This is a genomic window from Clostridium perfringens, assembly GCF_016027375.1.
Classification (GTDB): Bacteria; Bacillota; Clostridia; order Clostridiales; family Clostridiaceae; genus Sarcina; species Sarcina perfringens.
On sequence record NZ_CP065681.1, the window covers coordinates 1,441,144 to 1,459,151 of the forward strand.

Consider the following 18,008-nt stretch of genomic DNA (forward strand, 5'->3'; position numbering starts at 1 on the left):
GGAGGAGCTTATGATAATAAACATAGGACAATTTAATAAAATGAAAGTAGTAAGAGAAGCGGATTTTGGATACTACTTAGACAGAGGAACTAGAAATACTTCTGATGATATATTAATTCCAACTGGAAATTTAGATGGAAGAGAAATCAAGGTTGGAGATGAGGTAGAAGCTTTTATATATAGAGATTCTAGAGATAGACTTATAGCTACATTAAAAAAGCCTTTAGCTGTTGTGGGAGATGTTGCTTTATTAGAAGTTAAATCTATTACTAAAATAGGTGCTTTTGTAGACTTTGGTTTAGAAAGAGATATACTTGTTCCATTAAAAGAACAAAAGTACAAAATGGAAGAGGGTAAAAAGTACTTAGTATATATTTATGTAGATAAAACAGGAAGATTAGCAGCAACAACAGAGGTTGATAAATACTTAGATGAAATAGAAGAACCTAAAATGGGAACTGAAGTTTCAGGAATAGTTTATGGATACCAAACTAATGGTTCTTTAAGAGTAGCAATAAATAATAAACATAGAGCTGTGGTTCTTAAAAATGAATATTTTACAAATATTAAACCAGGAGATAATATAAAAGGTAAGATAATAAAGGTTTATGAAGATGGAATAGTAGGATTATCTTTAAGAAATCATAAACTTAAGGAAAGAAATGAATTAGGAGATACTATATTAAACTACTTAAAAGAAAATGGTGGAGTTATGAGCTTAAATGATAAGAGTACTCCAGATGAAATAAGAAATACTTTTAAAACTTCTAAAAATTACTTTAAAATGGCCTTAGGTGGACTTATGAAAAAAGGTTTAATTGAGCAAGATGAATTTGGTACTAGATTAAAATAATAAAAAAAGAGCTATATGGAGTTTTTACTCTATATAGCTCTTTTTTATTACTATAAGTAGTATAAAAAATAATTTTTGGGAGATTTTATTGGTATAGGTGGTGAATTTTATGAGAAAAATAAAAGTAAATGGAATAATATTTCTTATAAGTTTAATATCATGTTTATTTCTTGGAGGTAATACTGCTTTGGCAAAGGAAAATCCTAATACTATAGAATTTCTAAGCTATGATGAAGAAATCTTAATTTTAAGAAGCAATGGTGAAACTGTTCTTATAAGTGAAGGTGATAATGTAGAGGGAATCATAGAAGGAATAAATAAAGAAAATTTAAAGGAAATTGATTTGTTTGTTTTAAGATCTATAGAAGAAGAAACTGATGAACTTATAAAAACTTTCATAAATAAAAGTAGTGTAAAGAAAATACTTCTTCCTACTTTAAAGGGAGTAAGTGAAGAGGTAAGTAATCTTACAAAGGAAAAAAATATAGAGATAGCATCTATGGAAGATGGATTTAATTATAACAAGGAAAGCATTTCTTTAAATGCAAAGAAAGTAGAGAATTCTAAGGAAGGTATGATTTTTGCTACTGTAGATAATATTAAGCTAGCTGTTTTATCAGAAGAGGCTTATGACAGTGCAATTAACCTTAGTAATATAGAAGATTGTAGAGTTGAGATTTTAAATTTAATTGACTCAGAGAAAGAAAATAAAAAAGAAGTGAAAAAGTTAGTTAAGAGGTTAAAACCTTTAGTTATAATAGATGATTTAGATAATGGGAAATCTATAGAAAAGCTAGGAGTAAAACATTATAACTTAAATGAAGAAAAAGGATTAAAAATAATTAGAGTTCTTGGAGAAAGTAAAGAATTTAAGGTTCTTTCAAAAAAGGAAGGCTACATATCAAAATAACTTTTTATAAAACTTACAAACATTATGAAGAGAATAGATAGTAATTCTCGCAATATGTTTGTAAGTTTTATTATTATATTTTGATATAGATTCCTATCTGCTTTTTAAAGAGATTTTTCTAAACCTTGATGAGAATTTCTCCTTTATTATTAAAAATATGAATATAGAAGCTGCTATAGAAGTTACAGCTAAAACTTGAACTCTAAAATCAATAAAAGAAAGCTTTAATGAAAGTGGACTTAAGCATATATAGGTTAAAACCCCTGTTAATATATATATTAAGAAGTTTGATAAGGATAAACCTATATTTATATTCTTATATATTTCATAAAGATTTAAACAAAGTGAAAGTGATGAAATTATAAGCATAGTTATTGCATAACCATAAATATTTATAGATGGTATTGCAGTTAAGAAAAATAACAATGTAACTTCTAAAACTTCTGTTATTATAGTATTTCTTAAAATTACATTTTGTCTTCCAAGTCCATTTAAAATTCCATACATAGTATTTGAAGTAAATACTATTGGCATCATTACTGATGTTATTCTTATATATTCTCCTAAATCATCTCTTCCAAAGAATAATTTACCTAAAGAGTCAGGAACACATAGTCCAATTACTGTGGTACAAATACCTATTAAAAAAGCTATTTTAATAACATCTCTAATTCTTTTAGTAGCTGAAAGATAATTCCCTTTACTTAAAGTTTGAGATAAATCAGGTATTAGCATAGTGTTTATTGAAGAAACTATAATTATAGGAAAAGTTACTATGGACATAGCCATGGAAGAATATTTTCCTATAAGAGAAAGTGCTTGTGAATAAGTAAATCCTGCAACTATAAGCCGTTTAGGAACTAAAAGTGTTGAGATAACGCTAAAAATACTCATTAAAAATCCATTTAAGCATAAAGGTACTGAGGTTACTAAAACATCAAATAATAATTGAGCACGGCTTTCCCCTTTAGCATTTGTTTTTGGAAATTTACTCATTGAGTATTTAAAATATCCAAATAAAAGTATTAAACTTTGTAGTTCCCCAAGACATAAGGCTAAGTAAGCTAAGGTAACTAAAGACTCTAAAGTTTCAGCTTTAAATATAAAAATTAATATAGCTAAAACAAAGATACGTAAAGATTTTTCTAAAATATCTATAAAAGAAGGAACAGTGATTTTTGAAGTTCCATAGAAAAATCCCTTTAATATGTTTGAAAGTGCTATAAATATCATAGCTGGACAAGTTACCATTATAGATTTTATTATTCTAGGATCCTTAGCCCAAAAATGTCCGATTATAGGTGATAAGAAAAATACAAATATTCCTATTATAAGACACCAAATAAAATTAAAAATAGCCACAACTTTCATTGTTCGAATTATGTTTTTATAATCATCTCTTGCTGAATATACAGCAGTTATCTTAGAAATGGATGCAATTATACCAGCTGTCATAATTGATATAAATAAATTATAAATAGGCATTATAATACCATAAAGTCCCATTCCTTCAGGGCCTAGTACCTTTGATAGGTACATAGAAAAGATAAAACCTAATAATCCAGTTGTTAAGTTAGAGGCTGTTAGCATGAAAGAGTTTTTATAGAAATCATTTTTACTCAATGAATCACCACCCTATTTAAAAGTTCAATAATAATGAATATTCACAACTTATGTTAAATATTCATTATATAGGAGGTAATTATTATTAATTATCTATGAGTTTTTAATTGTTAAAATTTATTATTGAGGCTTTTTTAGGGAGGAAATATGAAGAATTTTATAAAGTTTATAAGTTTAATTTTAATTAGTGCATTACTAGGAAGTATAATATGTTTTTTTACTAATAAAGATGGTAAATATTTAGAAAGTGAAAGTTTTAGTGAAGAGTTAATACTAAAGGGGTTAAAGGGAGCAAGAGCCTTATGTAATGATGAAGAGAATATTTATATAGCATTAGAAAATAAGATTTTGAAAATAGATAGAAATAATAATGTGTTTTTGGAATTAAAAGAAGAGGGAAATATATATGATTTAGAATATTATAATGAATTTTTATATTATACTTTAGATGAAAAGTTAGTATCTTATAACATAAAAAGTTCAGAAAGAGAAGTTTTAATTGAGGACATTCCTAATAAGGGAATAAATAAAGAGGATACTAGGATTTTAATAAATGATGGAAAGCTTTATTTAACCATAGGGACTTCTACAAATTCTGGAATAGTAGATGAAGAGGGAGAAAATCCTGATATTCCTCCAGTAGATATTGTTTTAAGTGGAAGAAATTATGATGAAAATAAAAAAGGAGCTTTTGTGCCCTATAATACTAAGACAGTAAAGGGAGAAAAGGTAAAAGGAAATATATTAGGTAATGGAGCTATTATAGAATTTCATATAGAGAGCAAAAAAAAGCAATTATATTCCTATGGAATAAGAAATGTTAAAGGCTTTGATTTAAATAGTTTAGGAGAGATTTTTGCAATTGTTGGAGGAATGGAAGATGAGGGGTATAGACCTTTAAGTGGAGATTCAGATTATATATATAAAATAGAAGGAAAGGGAACTTGGTATGGTTGGCCAGATTATAGTGGGGGAGATCCTGTTAATTCTCCAAGATTTAGAGAAGAAGGAAAACCTATAATTAATTTTATAACAGATGAACATAAAAGCTATGTAATGCCAAAACCACTATACCAAAGTGAGGGTACTGGAAATATAAATACATTATTAATAGATAGAGAAGGAACAATTCTAGGAGATGAGAATTCATTTTTATTCTTTAACAACAAAAACAATACTCTTTCAAAATTATTAAAGGAGGGAGAAGTTAAAGAATTAATATATTTAGATAAAAATTCATATATAAATGATATGAAAATAATAGAGAAGAATCTTTATATACTAGATGGAAATAAGGGGGTACTTTTTAGACTAGAAAAAAGTAACACTATAAATAACATACCTATTTATAATTACTTTGTTATATTAGGAATAAACTTTATATTAATTGGAGTTTTAGGTATTAAGTTCCTACTATCATTAAAGAAAAAATAAATTAAGTAATTAGTTTAAATTTTAAAATATAAAAAGATAATTATAGAAAATAAAATTATAAGAGTAATTTTTTCTAATAAGCATAGAAAGAATTACTCTTTAAATGTATAATAGAAATTAATATGGAATAAATTGGGAGTGATATTATGGTGAGAGAAGTTATACTTGATATGAGTAACATAAATTTTAAAGGTAACACTTTAGATGTTGGTATAAATAACTATGGAATTATTTATAATATTTTAAAGCAAACAGAAAGTGAAATAAGTGTAGATTATTATGTTGAAAGTTTTAATGGAGAATATAGAAATCAATATGATAATGGTGTGCTTTTCTTTTCTTTAAGTCAATTGCATAAAAATGAGGTTGAAGATGTTGTAAAAAACATATGGAGCAATGTAAGATTTGGAGGAAACTTATATATATGGGATAGAGAAAAGCAAAAAAAAGAAACTGTAAATGATAAGGTTAAAGTTTTAATGACAGGAAACAAAGAAAAAGAGTTTGAATTTATAGATAATAGTATTTCTAATGAGTTTACAGTAGATAGCTCAAAAAAAATACTTGAAAAATATTTTGAAATAGAGGAAACTAAAGTTTGTGATAAAATAATATTTATCAAAGGAATAAAGAGAGGAAGTATAAAGAATGAAAATACTGCTAACAGCAATAAACTCAAAGTACATTCACAGCAACCTAGCAGTGAGGTACCTGAAGGCATTTACAAAGGATTTAGATTTCCAAGGTGATATAAAAGAGTTTTCAATAAATGATAGAGTTGAGAATATTTTAGAAGGTATTATTGAGGAGAAACCAGATGTAGTGGCTTTCTCCTGTTACATATGGAATATGGAATTTGTAAATAGACTAGCTGAACTTATAAAACTTGTTGATCCTAATATAGAAATACTTTATGGCGGACCAGAAGTTTCTTATGAAGGAAAAGAATTTTTAGAAAATCATGAAGGTGAATATGTAATAGTAGGAGAAGGAGAAAAAACTTTTAGAGAGTTTGTTCTTTATAAGCTTGGAGAAGGAAAAATAGAAGATATAAAAGGCTTAAACTACAAGAGGGACGGAAAAGTCTTTGAAAATCCTAAAAGACCTGAAATGGATATGAATGAATTAGTATTCCCTTATACTTATGAAGAAGATATAAACAATAAGATTGTTTACTATGAAGCTTCAAGGGGATGTCCTTTTAAGTGCAAATATTGCCTTTCATCTGTAATGCATGGAGTTAGATTCTTAGATGTAGAAAGAGTAAAGAAAGAATTAAAATATTTCATGGAAAGAGGATTAAAACTAGTTAAGTTTGTTGATAGAACTTTTAACTGTAATAGAGAATACACAGTGGAGCTTCTTAAATATTTAAGCGAACAGGATACAGAGACAAGATTCCATTTTGAGGTTGCAGCAGATCTTTTAACAGAGGAGCAAATAGAAATATTAAATAATGCTCCAAAGGGAAGATTCCAGTTAGAGGTTGGAGTTCAAACTACAAATAATGAAGTTCTACATAATATAAATAGATATATTACATATGAAAATATAAAAGAGAAAGTATTAAAAGTTGCAGCAGGAAAAAATGTAATGCAACATTTAGATTTAATTGCAGGACTACCAGGAGAAGATTTAGAATCATTTAAAAAATCTTTTAATGATGTTCATGCCATAAGACCAGATGAAATTCAATTAGGCTTCCTAAAATTATTAAAGGGATCTTCAATGAGAGAGGAAGCTGAAAAGTGGGGAATAGTTTATTCACCTTATGCTCCATATGAAATAATAAGAAGTAAAGATATAAGTTATGAAGAGCTTTTATTATTAAAGAAAGTGGAAGCAATGGTTGATAAATACTATAATTCATGTAAATTTAATAATGTAATTAAATTCTTCTTAAATATATATGAAAAACCTTTTGATTTCTATTATGATTTAGCTATGTTCTTTGAAGAGAAGGGTAATTTCAAGAGAAGCATAGGAAATGTTGAATATTATAAGATATTATTAGATTTTTATCTTGAGAAGATAGGAGGAGAGGATGACGGTCTATTTAAGGAAGTTTTAAAATTTGATTATTTATGCTTTAATAAAAAGAGGTGGTTACCAGACTTTTTAGTTAGAACTATTACCAAAGAAGATGAGCAAAATATAAAAGATAGTTTTGATAGACAAATGCCATTTAAAAAAGCTCATATAGAAAAATTTGAAATAGATATAATTAATTACATTAAAAATGGGGAAATTAACTTTGAACCAAAATATCTTATATTTGATGAAATGAATTTTGACTATGATTCATATGTAAAAGTAGAAATGAAATAAATGGAAAATTAAAAATTTATTAGTATATTAGTCGTATTAATATACAATATGCAAAGATATTAATACGACTTTTTGTAAATGTTAATAGTTTTAATCTTTTATTCAAAAAAATGTAATGTGGATTTTTGCAAAAAAACCTTTGAAAATGTATACATTCATAAAATTATGTTGAATTAAGTTAATTTTCATGTATAATTAATATTAAGGGTTAATTAATACTATATAAAGTATTAATATATATTTTATAAAAATTCCTTATATAAAGGTGGTGAAACTTTGGCAATAGAAGCAATAAAAGAAATTAAAAAAGTTGAATTGCAAGCTGATGAAATGATTAAAAAAGCTCATGAGCAAAGCAAAAAAATAATTTCTGATGCAACAATAGAAGCTGATGAAAGATATAACTCAATAATAGAAGAAGCTAAAAATGTTGCAAGGGGAATTGTTAGCAATGCAGAGGAAGCCGGAAGAAAAGAGGCTGAGGTCATACTTTCAGAAGGTGAAAAACAATGTGCTGAGGTATCAAGTCTTAAAGGTTCTAAGATTGATTCAGCAGTAAATTTAGTTATTGAGAGGATTGTGAAAACTAATGGCAATAGTTAAGATGAATAAATTCACCTTACTTGCCTTTGAATCAGAGAAAGAAAAGCTTCTTAAAAAAATTCAAAGTTCTTCAGAAGTTGAGTTCATAAACTTACAAGATGAAGAAAAAGTGGAAGGCAATGAAGTCTTTGAATCTCTTAGCAAAGATGATTTAGATGCTGAAACAACTCTTATAGAAGAAAATGTTTCAAAAACAAGATCAGCTTTAGACTTCTTAAAAGAGTTTGTTGCTGAAGTTGGAGGACTTAAGGCTTTAAAAGCTGGTAAAGAAAGCTTAACTTTGGATGAGCTAGAAGTAAAGGTTGAAAATAGCAACTGGGAAGTCGTTTATTCAGAGGTTAAGAAAATGGAGAGAGAGCTTGCTACTCTAGAAAACGAAAAGACAAAACTTTTAGGTGAAATAGAAATCTTAGAGCCATGGCAAAGTTTCGATGCTCCACTAGGTGAATTAAATAATTTTGAAAAAGTAGTTGCGTTCTTAGGTGTGATTTCAAGTCAAAATCTTGAAAACATGAAGAATGAAATTGAAAGCGAATTCAAGGAAAGTTATATAGAAGTTATTTCTAACACTGACCAAGATTCATATGTCTTTGTAATGACAATGAAAGAAAGAGCTGAAGAAATGGACGAAGTTTTAAAGAACTTTGGTTTTTCAGCGTTCCAAACTAAGTACAAAGAAAAAGCTTCAGTTCTTGTTGAAGAGTTTAAATTAAAGATACAAGAAATCGAGGCTCAAAAATCAGACTTAAAAGGAGTACTTTCAAATTACAGAGAAGAAAAGAGAACTTTAGAACTAGCTTATGAATATTACAGCAACATACTTCTTAGAAAAGAAGCAAGTGAAAACTTCTTAAAAACAGATAGAGTAGTTGTTATTCAAGGTTGGGTTCCTAAAAATGATAATTCTTCTTTAGAAGGAATTATTCAAAGTTCAGTAGGAGATATGTATTATCTTGAGTTTGAAGAAGTTAAGGAAGAAGAGGTTGCAGAAGTTCCAGTTAAATTACACAATAAGGGACCAGCAGCAGCTTTCGATTCAATAACAGAAATGTATAGCTTACCAAGATATGATGAAATAGACCCTACACCACTTTTAACACCTTTCTACCTAGTATTCTTCGGCATGATGGTTGCAGATTTAGGATACGGACTAGTATTATTTGTAGGATCACTATTAGCTATGAAATTACTTAATTTAGATGAGGCACAAGAAAAGTTTGCTAAATTCTTTATGTATTTAAGTATAGCTACAACTATTGCAGGTGCAGTATTTGGTACTGCCTTTGGATTTGAATTGAAATCTATAGGACTTATAAATCCAAGTAAAGATACCAACTTGTTACTAATTTTATCAGTTGGATTTGGGGTTATTCAAATATTCTTTGGATTATTTATAAAAGCGTACATGTTAATCAGAGATAAGCAATATTTATATGCTTTATTTGATGTAGGATCATGGATTATGCTTTTAATAGGTCTTCCAATGATATTCTTTGATGGTCCTATAAGCTTAGTAGGTAAAGTATTAGCAATAGTAGGTTCAATATTAATAATCTTAACACAAGGTAGAGATGAAGAAACAAAAGGTGCTCAAATAGGTCAAGGTTTATATGCCTTATACGGTATAACAGGATACGTAGGAGACTTAGTATCATATACAAGACTTATGGCTTTAGGTATTGCAGGTGGATCAATAGCAGCTGCACTTAACCTAATAATAGGTATGTTCCCAGGAATAGCAGTTATAATTGTAGGACCTCTATTCTTTATAGCAGCTCATACATTTAACATGCTTTTATCATTACTTGGAGCATATGTTCATACAGCGAGATTACAGTACGTTGAGTACTTCTCAAAATTCTATGAAGGTGGCGGAAAAGCATTCACACCATTTAGAACAATAAATAAATTCATAACAATAAAAAGAAATAAATAAATTATAGTTAAAATTAAATTAAAATAACATTATATTTTCAGGAGGAATTAAATTATGGAAAACTGGATTTCATATTTTATGGCAAATTACGGAGGATTAATATTTGGAGCTTTTGGAATAGCATTAGCTGTAGGTATGTCAGGTATAGGATCAGCTAAAGGTGTTGGTATAGTTGGGGAAGCAGCAGCGGGATTAGTTACTGAAGAACCAGAAAAGTTTGGTAAAGCATTAGTTCTTGAATTATTACCAGGTACACAAGGTCTTTATGGATTCGTTATAGGTTTCTTAGTATTCAACCAAATCAGTAATGGTGATGCATCATTAGCTAAAGGATTATACTTATTATTTGCTTGTTTACCAATAGCTATCGCTGGATTATGGTCAGGTATATCTCAAGGTAAAGCAGCTGCAGCTGGTATCCAAATCTTAGCTAAAAGACCAGAGCACAATACTAAAGGTATCATATTCGCAGCAATGGTTGAAACATATGCATTATTAGGATTCGTTATATCATTCTTATTAGTAAATGGTGCAAGCGTAATACAATAATAGTAAGCAAAGATTGGAGAAGTGAAGGGAATGTCAAATTTAAATAATTTAACTTCCAAGATTCTAAATGATGCTGAAGAAAAGAAAAAGTATATATTAGCTGACGCTGAAGCCCAAAAAGATAAAATAATATCTAAGAAAACTAATAGAGCAGAAGCGGATAAAGAAGAAATAATAACTAAAGCTAATATAGAAGCAGAAGTTAAAAAAGCAAGAATAATTTCAAATGCTAAATTATCAGTAAGAAATGATATGTTAAGAGCTAAGCAAGACGTTATATCAAAAGTATTTAACGAAGCTATAGAGAAGTTACAAAATCTTTCTAATGGAGATTATAAATACTATGTTATCTCAACTTTAGATTCTTTAGAGTTAGAAGGAACAGAAGTTATTATAATCAATGAAAAAGATAAAGATATATTTAGCAATGAGTTCTTGGAAGCATTAAATAAAGAACTTGAATCTAAAGGAAAAAAAGGAAGTATTACATTAAATATGGAAGGCAAATTTAATGGTGGCTTCATATTAGATAGAAATGGAATACAAATAAATAATACCTTTGAAGCTTTAATTAACTCTTTAAGAGGAGAGTTAGAGTTTGAGGTGAACAAAGTATTATTTGATTAAGGAGGATGAAGAATGGATTCAATGCAATTTTTGCAATTAATTCCTAGAATCAGAGTATACGAAAAGAAACTCCTTGATAAAGCTCAAATAGAAAGAATGATAGATGCAAACACTTCAGAAGGTGCATTAAAAGTTCTACAAGAAACAGAGTATGCAGCATTTATGAATGAAGTAAGAAGACCAGATGATTATGAAATTCTTTTATCAAATGAGTTAGTTAGATTATATAAAACTATGTATGAAGCTAGTCCTTTAAAAGAAATCATAGATGTTATGGCTTTAAAATATGACTATCATAACATAAAAGTGTTAGTTAAGGGGAAAATCTTAGATAAAGATTTTTCCCAAATGCTAATACCAGTTGGTATGGTGGGAGTAAATGATTTAAAATCTGCAATAAATGGAGAAGATTTTGGTAGACTTCCTAAGAAAATGGAAGAGTGCTTAAGAAAAATATTTGAAAAGTTTGAGGAAACTAATGATCCTCAATTTATAGATTTAATCGCAGATCAATACTTATATGCTCATATTCATGAAATTGCAAATAAGAAAAATATAAAAGATAAGGCTTTAGATAGATATCTTACTAATCTTATAGATTTAAATAATGTAAAAACATTATTAAGAGCTAAAAAGCAAGATAAAAATGTTAACTTCTTTTTAGATGCTATAGTACCAGGTGGTAGTATAGATGCAAGTAAGTTTAGAAGTTTATACTTAGATACAATCGAAAATATTCCAAACAACTTAAGTAGTAAAGAATATTCACAAGTACTAAGAGAAGGTATAGCTAGTTACATAGAGACTTCATCAGTTAGTGAATTTGAAAAGCTTATTGATAATCACATAATGGGTATAATGAAGGAAGCTAAAATAGTAACTAAAGGTTTAGAGCCAGTTTTAACATATATGTATGTTAAAGAGAATGAAATAAAGCAAATAAGAACTATCATGGTTGGTAAATTAAACAATATTACTAAGGAAGTAATAAGAGAAAGGCTGCGTGATGGATATGTATAAGAAAATAGGAGTTGTAGGTGATAAAGATTCAGTTTTAGCTTTCAAAGCTCTTGGAATAGATGTTTTCCCTGTAGTTGAAGATGAAGAAGCTAGAAAAACAATTGATAAGCTTGCAATGACAGGTTATGCAGTAATCTTTGTTACAGAGCACGTAGCTAAGAATATAGAAGAAACTATCGAGAGATATACAAGACAAGTACTTCCTGCTGTAATATTAATTCCAAGCAATCAAGGAACTCTAAATATAGGAAAACAAAGAATATCAGATAACGTTGAAAAAGCAGTTGGCGTTAACATTTTATAGAAAGTAGGTAGATAACTTGAAAACGGGGAAAATTATCAAGGTTTCAGGTCCTTTAGTAGTTGCTGAAGGTATGGATGAAGCTAATGTATATGACGTTGTAAAAGTTGGAGAAAAGGGTCTTATCGGAGAGATCATTGAAATGAGAGGAGATAAGGCTTCAATCCAGGTATATGAAGAAACATCAGGTATTGGACCTGGGGACCCAGTTATAACTACTGGAGAACCACTTTCAGTAGAGTTAGGACCAGGACTTATAGAGTCAATGTTCGATGGAATACAAAGACCTCTAGACGCTTTCATGAAAGCAGCTAATTCTGCTTTCTTAAGTAAAGGGGTAGAAGTTAAATCTTTAAATAGAGAGAAAAAATGGCCTTTTGTGCCAACTGCTAAGGTTGGAGATAAGGTTTCAGCTGGAGACGTAATAGGAACAGTTCAAGAGACTGCCGTTGTTCTTCATAGAATAATGGTTCCTTTCGGCGTTGAAGGTACAATAAAAGAAATCAAAGCTGGAGATTTCAATGTAGAAGAAGTTATCGCTGTAGTAGAAACTGAAAAAGGTGATAAGAACTTAACATTAATGCAAAAATGGCCTGTAAGAAAAGGTAGACCATATGCAAGAAAATTAAATCCAGTTGAGCCAATGACTACAGGACAAAGAGTTATAGATACTTTCTTCCCAGTAGCTAAAGGTGGAGCTGCTGCCGTTCCAGGACCTTTCGGAGCTGGTAAAACAGTAGTTCAGCACCAAGTTGCTAAATGGGGAGATACTGAGATAGTTGTTTACGTTGGATGTGGAGAACGTGGTAACGAGATGACAGACGTTCTTAACGAATTCCCAGAACTTAAAGACCCTAAAACTGGGGAAAGCTTAATGAAGAGAACAGTTCTTATAGCTAATACATCTAACATGCCAGTTGCTGCCAGAGAAGCATCAATATATACTGGTATAACAATAGCAGAGTATTTCAGAGATATGGGATACTCAGTATCAATCATGGCTGACTCAACTTCACGTTGGGCAGAGGCTTTAAGAGAAATGTCAGGAAGACTTGAAGAAATGCCTGGAGACGAAGGTTACCCAGCATACTTAGGATCAAGACTTGCTGATTACTATGAAAGAGCTGGTAAAGTTGTAGCTTTAGGTAAAGATGGAAGAGAAGGAGCTGTTACAGCTATCGGAGCAGTATCCCCTCCAGGAGGAGATATATCTGAACCAGTTACACAATCAACTTTAAGAATAGTTAAAGTTTTCTGGGGACTAGATGCTCAATTAGCATATAAGAGACACTTCCCATCAATTAACTGGTTAACATCATACTCATTATACTTAGAAAAAATGGGTGAATGGATGGATGCTCACGTAGCGGATGATTGGTCAGCATTAAGAACAGAAGCTATGGCACTTCTTCAAGAAGAAGCAAACTTAGAAGAAATAGTAAGACTTGTTGGTATGGATGCACTTTCAGAAGGTGATAGATTAAAACTTGAAGTTGCTAAGTCAATAAGAGAAGACTATTTACAACAAAACGCATTCCATGAGAATGACACATATACTTCATTAAATAAACAGTACAAAATGTTAAACTTAATCTTAAGTTTCAAACATGAGGCTGAAAAAGCTTTAGAAGCTGGAGTTTATTTAGATAAAGTATTAAAACTTCCTGTTAGAGATAGAATTGCAAGAAGTAAATATATTTCAGAAGAAGAAATAAGTAAGATGGATGACATCTTAGTTGAATTAAAATCAGAGATGAACAAGTTAATCAGCGAGGGAGGTGTTCTAAATGCTTAAAGAGTACAGAACAGTTACAGAAGTTGTAGGACCCTTAATGGCTGTTGAAGGCGTGGAAGGTGTTAAATACGATGAACTAGTTGAAATAGAAATGCAAACTGGTGAGTTAAGAAGAGGTAAAGTTCTTGAAGTTAACGGAGATAAAGCTATGGTTCAGCTTTTCGAAGGTTCAGCAGGAATCAACCTTAAAAATACAAAAGTAAGATTCTTAGGAAGACCACTTGAAATTGGTGTTTCAGAAGATATGTTAGGAAGAGTATTCGATGGTATGGGAAGACCAAAAGATAATGGTCCAAATATAATACCAGAGAAGAGATTAGATATAAATGGAGAAGCTATAAACCCAGTTGCTAGAAACTATCCATCAGAATTTATTCAAACTGGTATTTCTGCAATAGACGGACTTAACACTCTAGTTAGAGGACAAAAACTTCCTGTTTTCTCAGGATCAGGTCTTCCACACAAAGAGTTAGCTGCTCAAATTGCAAGACAAGCAAAAGTTTTAAACTCAGATTCTAAGTTCGCAGTTGTATTCGCTGCTATAGGTATAACTTTCGAAGAAGCTGAATTCTTCGTAGATGAGTTCACAAAAACTGGTGCTATAGATAGATCAGTTCTATTTATGAACTTAGCATCAGACCCAGCTATCGAGAGAATAGCTACTCCAAGAATGGCATTAACTACTGCTGAGTACTTAGCATATGAAAAAGGAATGCACGTTCTTGTTATAATGACAGATATAACAAACTACTGTGAAGCTTTAAGAGAAGTTTCTGCAGCTAGAAAAGAGGTTCCAGGAAGAAGAGGATATCCAGGATACTTATATACTGACCTTTCAACATTATATGAAAGAGCAGGAAGATTAGTTGGAAAAGAAGGTTCAATAACTCAAATTCCAATATTAACAATGCCTGAAGATGATAAGACTCACCCAATTCCAGACTTAACTGGATACATCACTGAGGGACAAATAATCCTTTCAAGAGAACTTTACAAGAAAGGAATAATGCCTCCAATAGATGTTTTACCATCATTATCAAGACTTAAAGATAAAGGTATTGGTAAAGGAAAAACTAGAGAAGATCACGCTGATACAATGAACCAATTATTCTCAGCGTATGCTCAAGGTAAGCAAGCAAAAGAACTTGCTGCTATCTTAGGAGAATCAGCATTATCAGATGTAGATAAAGCATACGCTAAATTTGCTGAAGCTTTCGAAAATGAATATGTTTCACAAGGTTTCACAACTAACAGAACAATAGAGGAAACTCTAAATCTTGGATGGAAATTACTTAAGATCTTACCTAGAACAGAGCTTAAGAGAATTAGAGATGAATATCTTGAAAAGTATATGCCTGTTGGAGAGGATGAGTAAGAATGGCACAAAGATTAAATGTCAATCCTACTAGAATGGAACTCTCAAAGCTAAAGAAAAGATTAGCAACAGCAACAAGAGGACATAAATTATTAAAAGATAAGCAAGATGAGTTAATGAGACAATTCATAAATCTTATCAAATATAATAATCAATTAAGAGATGAAGTTGAAAAGGAACTAGGAAGTTCCTTAAAAGACTTCGTTATGGCTAGAGCTGTTATGAGTTCAGAGTTCCTAGAGGAAGCTATAGCATACCCTAAAGAAGAAATTGAGGTTGAAGTGGGAAATAAAAACATAATGAGTGTAAATGTGCCTATAATGAACTTCAAAAGAAAATTAGAAGGTGATGAAGGTAGTATTTATCCTTATGGCTTTATGAATACTTCAGCTGAACTTGATGATGCAATTTCTAAACTATATGGAATTTTACCAAAGTTATTAGAACTTGCAGAAGTTGAGAAATCTGGTCAGCTTATGGCAGACGAGATAGAGAAGACAAGAAGAAGAGTTAACGCTCTTGAATATATGACAATTCCTCAATTAAAAGAAACTATCAGATACATCAGAATGAAGCTTGATGAAAATGAGAGAAGTGCCTTAACAAGACTTATGAAAGTTAAGTCTATGATAGAGCAAAGAGGATAATATATTTAAATTAATAAAAAAGGCAATCTTATGTTAATAAAACATCAAGATTTGCCTTTTTTCTTTACTATTTTCAAAATAAAATGTATAATCTTATTAAGCAAAATAGATATTTTAATATAATAAAAATTTTAATAACACCTTATATATGTAAAATATCTAAAAATATGGTATAATAAGTAAATATTATACTGAAATATTAGGGGGGGCTTAAAATGAACAGTGTTATGAATTTAACAACTTTAGAACAAATAAAAGCATATTCAGATCCTTATAGGCTGAAGATAATAACTTATCTTAGAAATAATCAAGAATCTGCTACGGTAAAGGAAATTGCTGATTTTTTTGGGGAAGTACCAGCAAAAGTTCATTACCATATTAAAAAATTAGAAAAAGCAGGCATCTTAGAGCTTGTAAAAACAAAAGAAATAAAGGGAATAATAGCAAAATATTATTATCTAACTGCAGAAAGCTTCAATATAGAGGGAAATCAAATTAAAAAAGAAGCTAAACAAGTTTACAAATCTCAAATATTAAATATTCTAAGTGAATATTATGATAGTTCAAAGGAACAAACTATGAAAAGAATATCTGAGAAAGTAGATACTGGTAATGCAGAGGATTCCATAGGTTTCAATTATAAGAACATATACTTAAATGAAGAAGAGTTTAAAGAAGTAAATAGACAAATGAGAGAACTGGTTAAAAAATACGAAAGAAAAGAAGAAGGAAAAATGCCTTGTCATGTATTTTCAGTTTGCTTAAAACATGAAGTAGAGTAATTATTAAAATATGATTAAATTTCTTAATTAGTGATATAATAAGAAGTGATAAAATAATTTTAATTAAAATGTCATTAATATGACTTATTAATCTACTAGAATAGTATATGTAAGAAAAAATGTTTTTAATACAGAGGGAGAAAAAATGATTAAGTATTTAATTGTAATGCTTATTCCTTTTGTCATAGTATATCTATTAATGCCAAAGTTTATTGAATTTGCAAATGAAAAGGGTTTTGTTGATAAGCCTACAGGAAGAAAAAAACATGATAAATTAACACCTTTAATAGGTGGGGTTGTTATGTATATAGGATTTTTTGCAACATACCTTTTTGGAATAGATTCTACAAGGCAATTATCACAAACTTTTATTATATTTATAGCATCTACTTTGGTAATAATAATAGGAGTAATTGATGACTATTATAAGGGAAAGGGCAAAGAGTTTCCAATTTATCCAAGGGTTATAATTCAAATTTTAGCTGCAACTATGGTTTTTAAAGCTGGGATTGTTTTTAGAGGTATAACTAATCCATTTACTGGAGAGTTTACTCAATTTTCAGGATGGATTCAATATATACTTACAATAACATGGATTTTTGGGGTTACTACAGTAATAAACTGGTCTGATGGAATGGATGGATTAGCAGGAAGCATTTCCATAATATCTGCTATGACTATGTTTGTTGTTGCTCTTGCAAAAGGACAATTTAACTCTGCATATATGTCAATAACTCTAGTAGGGTCAATATTAGCCTTTTTAAGATATAATAGACATCCAGCGCGGGTATTTATGGGTGATTCAGGTGCTAACTTTTTAGGGTTTATTTTAGCTATTATAGCCTTAGAAGGTGCTTTTAAGCAAGCAACAGCATTATCTATATTAGTGCCAGTATTAGCCTTAGGAGTTCCTATTTTTGATAATATCTTTGTAATTTTTAGAAGATTTCAATCTGGAAAGCCTGTTTATGAAGCTGATAGAAGCCAAATACATTATAGGCTACAAGAAAGAGGAATGTCTGTAAAGCAAATTGTGTCATATATATGCATACTAAGTGGATGTTTAAGTTTAGTATCATTATTAATAATTATGATAATATTATAAGTATTGACTGTCTTTAAAGTATAATAAGTTTTAACTTAGATGCTTTAAAGACAGTCAATAATATTTTACAGAGAATATAATATATAATTTATTAGTGAAAAATTTATATTTTTATGTTTT

17 protein-coding genes are annotated in these 18,008 nt (G+C 29.6%); 16 read left to right on the plus strand and 1 reads right to left on the minus strand.

Annotation, left to right across the window (positions count from 1 at the left end; genetic code table 11):
• The first annotated feature begins 10 nt into the window (after window positions 1–10).
• Together I6G60_RS07095 and I6G60_RS07100 are read left to right on the plus strand one after the other, a co-directional pair.
• The gene (locus I6G60_RS07095) at window positions 11–853 is read left to right on the plus strand and encodes a CvfB family protein (RefSeq protein WP_011590925.1); all 843 of its coding nucleotides are present in this window, start codon (window positions 11–13) and stop codon (window positions 851–853) included.
• Window positions 854–962: 109 nt separating this feature from the next.
• A complete protein-coding gene (locus tag I6G60_RS07100) occupies window positions 963–1,763 on the plus strand; it encodes a hypothetical protein (protein WP_197925675.1) in 801 nt (266 codons plus the stop codon).
• Between the two features lie 93 nt (window positions 1,764–1,856).
• Here the strand turns inward: I6G60_RS07100 and spoVB are convergent, their stop codons facing one another.
• Window positions 1,857–3,386 carry a stage V sporulation protein B gene (spoVB, locus tag I6G60_RS07105; protein WP_003471631.1) on the minus strand — a complete coding sequence of 510 codons (1,530 nt, stop codon included), beginning with the start codon at window positions 3,384–3,386 and terminating at the stop codon, window positions 1,857–1,859.
• 147 nt (window positions 3,387–3,533) lie between these two features.
• Between spoVB and I6G60_RS07110 the strand changes: the two genes are divergently transcribed.
• The 14 genes from I6G60_RS07110 to I6G60_RS07175 all read left to right on the plus strand — a co-directional run bounded on the left by I6G60_RS07110 (window position 3,534) and on the right by I6G60_RS07175 (window position 17,888).
• Window positions 3,534–4,820, plus strand: coding sequence for a PQQ-dependent sugar dehydrogenase (locus tag I6G60_RS07110; RefSeq protein ID WP_197925677.1), 1,287 nt, complete (start codon window positions 3,534–3,536; stop codon window positions 4,818–4,820).
• Between the two features lie 146 nt (window positions 4,821–4,966).
• A complete protein-coding gene (locus I6G60_RS07115; protein WP_003456036.1) occupies window positions 4,967–5,569 on the plus strand; it encodes an integrase core domain-containing protein in 603 nt (200 codons plus the stop codon).
• Window positions 5,469–7,148, plus strand: coding sequence for a B12-binding domain-containing radical SAM protein (locus I6G60_RS07120; protein WP_057231699.1), 1,680 nt, complete (start codon window positions 5,469–5,471; stop codon window positions 7,146–7,148). The genes I6G60_RS07115 and I6G60_RS07120 overlap by 101 nt, the downstream gene beginning before the upstream one ends.
• 276 nt (window positions 7,149–7,424) lie before the next feature.
• Window positions 7,425–7,751, plus strand: coding sequence for a V-type ATP synthase subunit H (locus I6G60_RS07125; protein WP_003449527.1), 327 nt, complete (start codon window positions 7,425–7,427; stop codon window positions 7,749–7,751).
• On the plus strand, window positions 7,738–9,687 hold the full coding sequence (locus tag I6G60_RS07130; RefSeq protein WP_003455995.1) for a V-type ATP synthase subunit I: 1,950 nt from the start codon (window positions 7,738–7,740) through the stop codon (window positions 9,685–9,687). Before I6G60_RS07125 ends, I6G60_RS07130 begins: the two co-directional genes overlap by 14 nt.
• A 54-nt stretch (window positions 9,688–9,741) precedes the next feature.
• A complete protein-coding gene (locus tag I6G60_RS07135; RefSeq protein WP_003456004.1) occupies window positions 9,742–10,236 on the plus strand; it encodes a V-type ATP synthase subunit K in 495 nt (164 codons plus the stop codon).
• A gap of 30 nt (window positions 10,237–10,266) precedes the next feature.
• Window positions 10,267–10,863, plus strand: coding sequence for a V-type ATP synthase subunit E (locus I6G60_RS07140; protein ID WP_003449544.1), 597 nt, complete (start codon window positions 10,267–10,269; stop codon window positions 10,861–10,863).
• A 12-nt stretch (window positions 10,864–10,875) separates the two neighbouring features.
• Entirely contained in the window at window positions 10,876–11,883 is a 1,008-nt protein-coding gene (locus I6G60_RS07145; protein WP_003465148.1) for a V-type ATP synthase subunit C, read from the plus strand.
• A complete protein-coding gene (locus I6G60_RS07150) occupies window positions 11,870–12,187 on the plus strand; it encodes a V-type ATP synthase subunit F (protein ID WP_003449642.1) in 318 nt (105 codons plus the stop codon). The genes I6G60_RS07145 and I6G60_RS07150 overlap by 14 nt, the downstream gene beginning before the upstream one ends.
• 16 nt (window positions 12,188–12,203) lie before the next feature.
• Window positions 12,204–13,979 carry a V-type ATP synthase subunit A gene (locus I6G60_RS07155; protein ID WP_003449648.1) on the plus strand — a complete coding sequence of 592 codons (1,776 nt, stop codon included), beginning with the start codon at window positions 12,204–12,206 and terminating at the stop codon, window positions 13,977–13,979.
• Window positions 13,972–15,354, plus strand: a complete 1,383-nt coding sequence (locus I6G60_RS07160) for a V-type ATP synthase subunit B (protein ID WP_003449785.1) — start codon at window positions 13,972–13,974, stop codon at window positions 15,352–15,354. Before I6G60_RS07155 ends, I6G60_RS07160 begins: the two co-directional genes overlap by 8 nt.
• A 2-nt stretch (window positions 15,355–15,356) precedes the next feature.
• Entirely contained in the window at window positions 15,357–16,001 is a 645-nt protein-coding gene (locus I6G60_RS07165; protein ID WP_003449608.1) for a V-type ATP synthase subunit D, read from the plus strand.
• 215 nt (window positions 16,002–16,216) lie between these two features.
• Window positions 16,217–16,783, plus strand: a complete 567-nt coding sequence (locus I6G60_RS07170; RefSeq protein ID WP_003456056.1) for a helix-turn-helix domain-containing protein — start codon at window positions 16,217–16,219, stop codon at window positions 16,781–16,783.
• 145 nt (window positions 16,784–16,928) lie between these two features.
• Complete coding sequence (locus I6G60_RS07175) at window positions 16,929–17,888, plus strand: MraY family glycosyltransferase (RefSeq protein ID WP_003465120.1); 960 nt, start codon at window positions 16,929–16,931, stop codon at window positions 17,886–17,888.
• The last annotated feature ends 120 nt before the right edge of the window (window positions 17,889–18,008 follow it).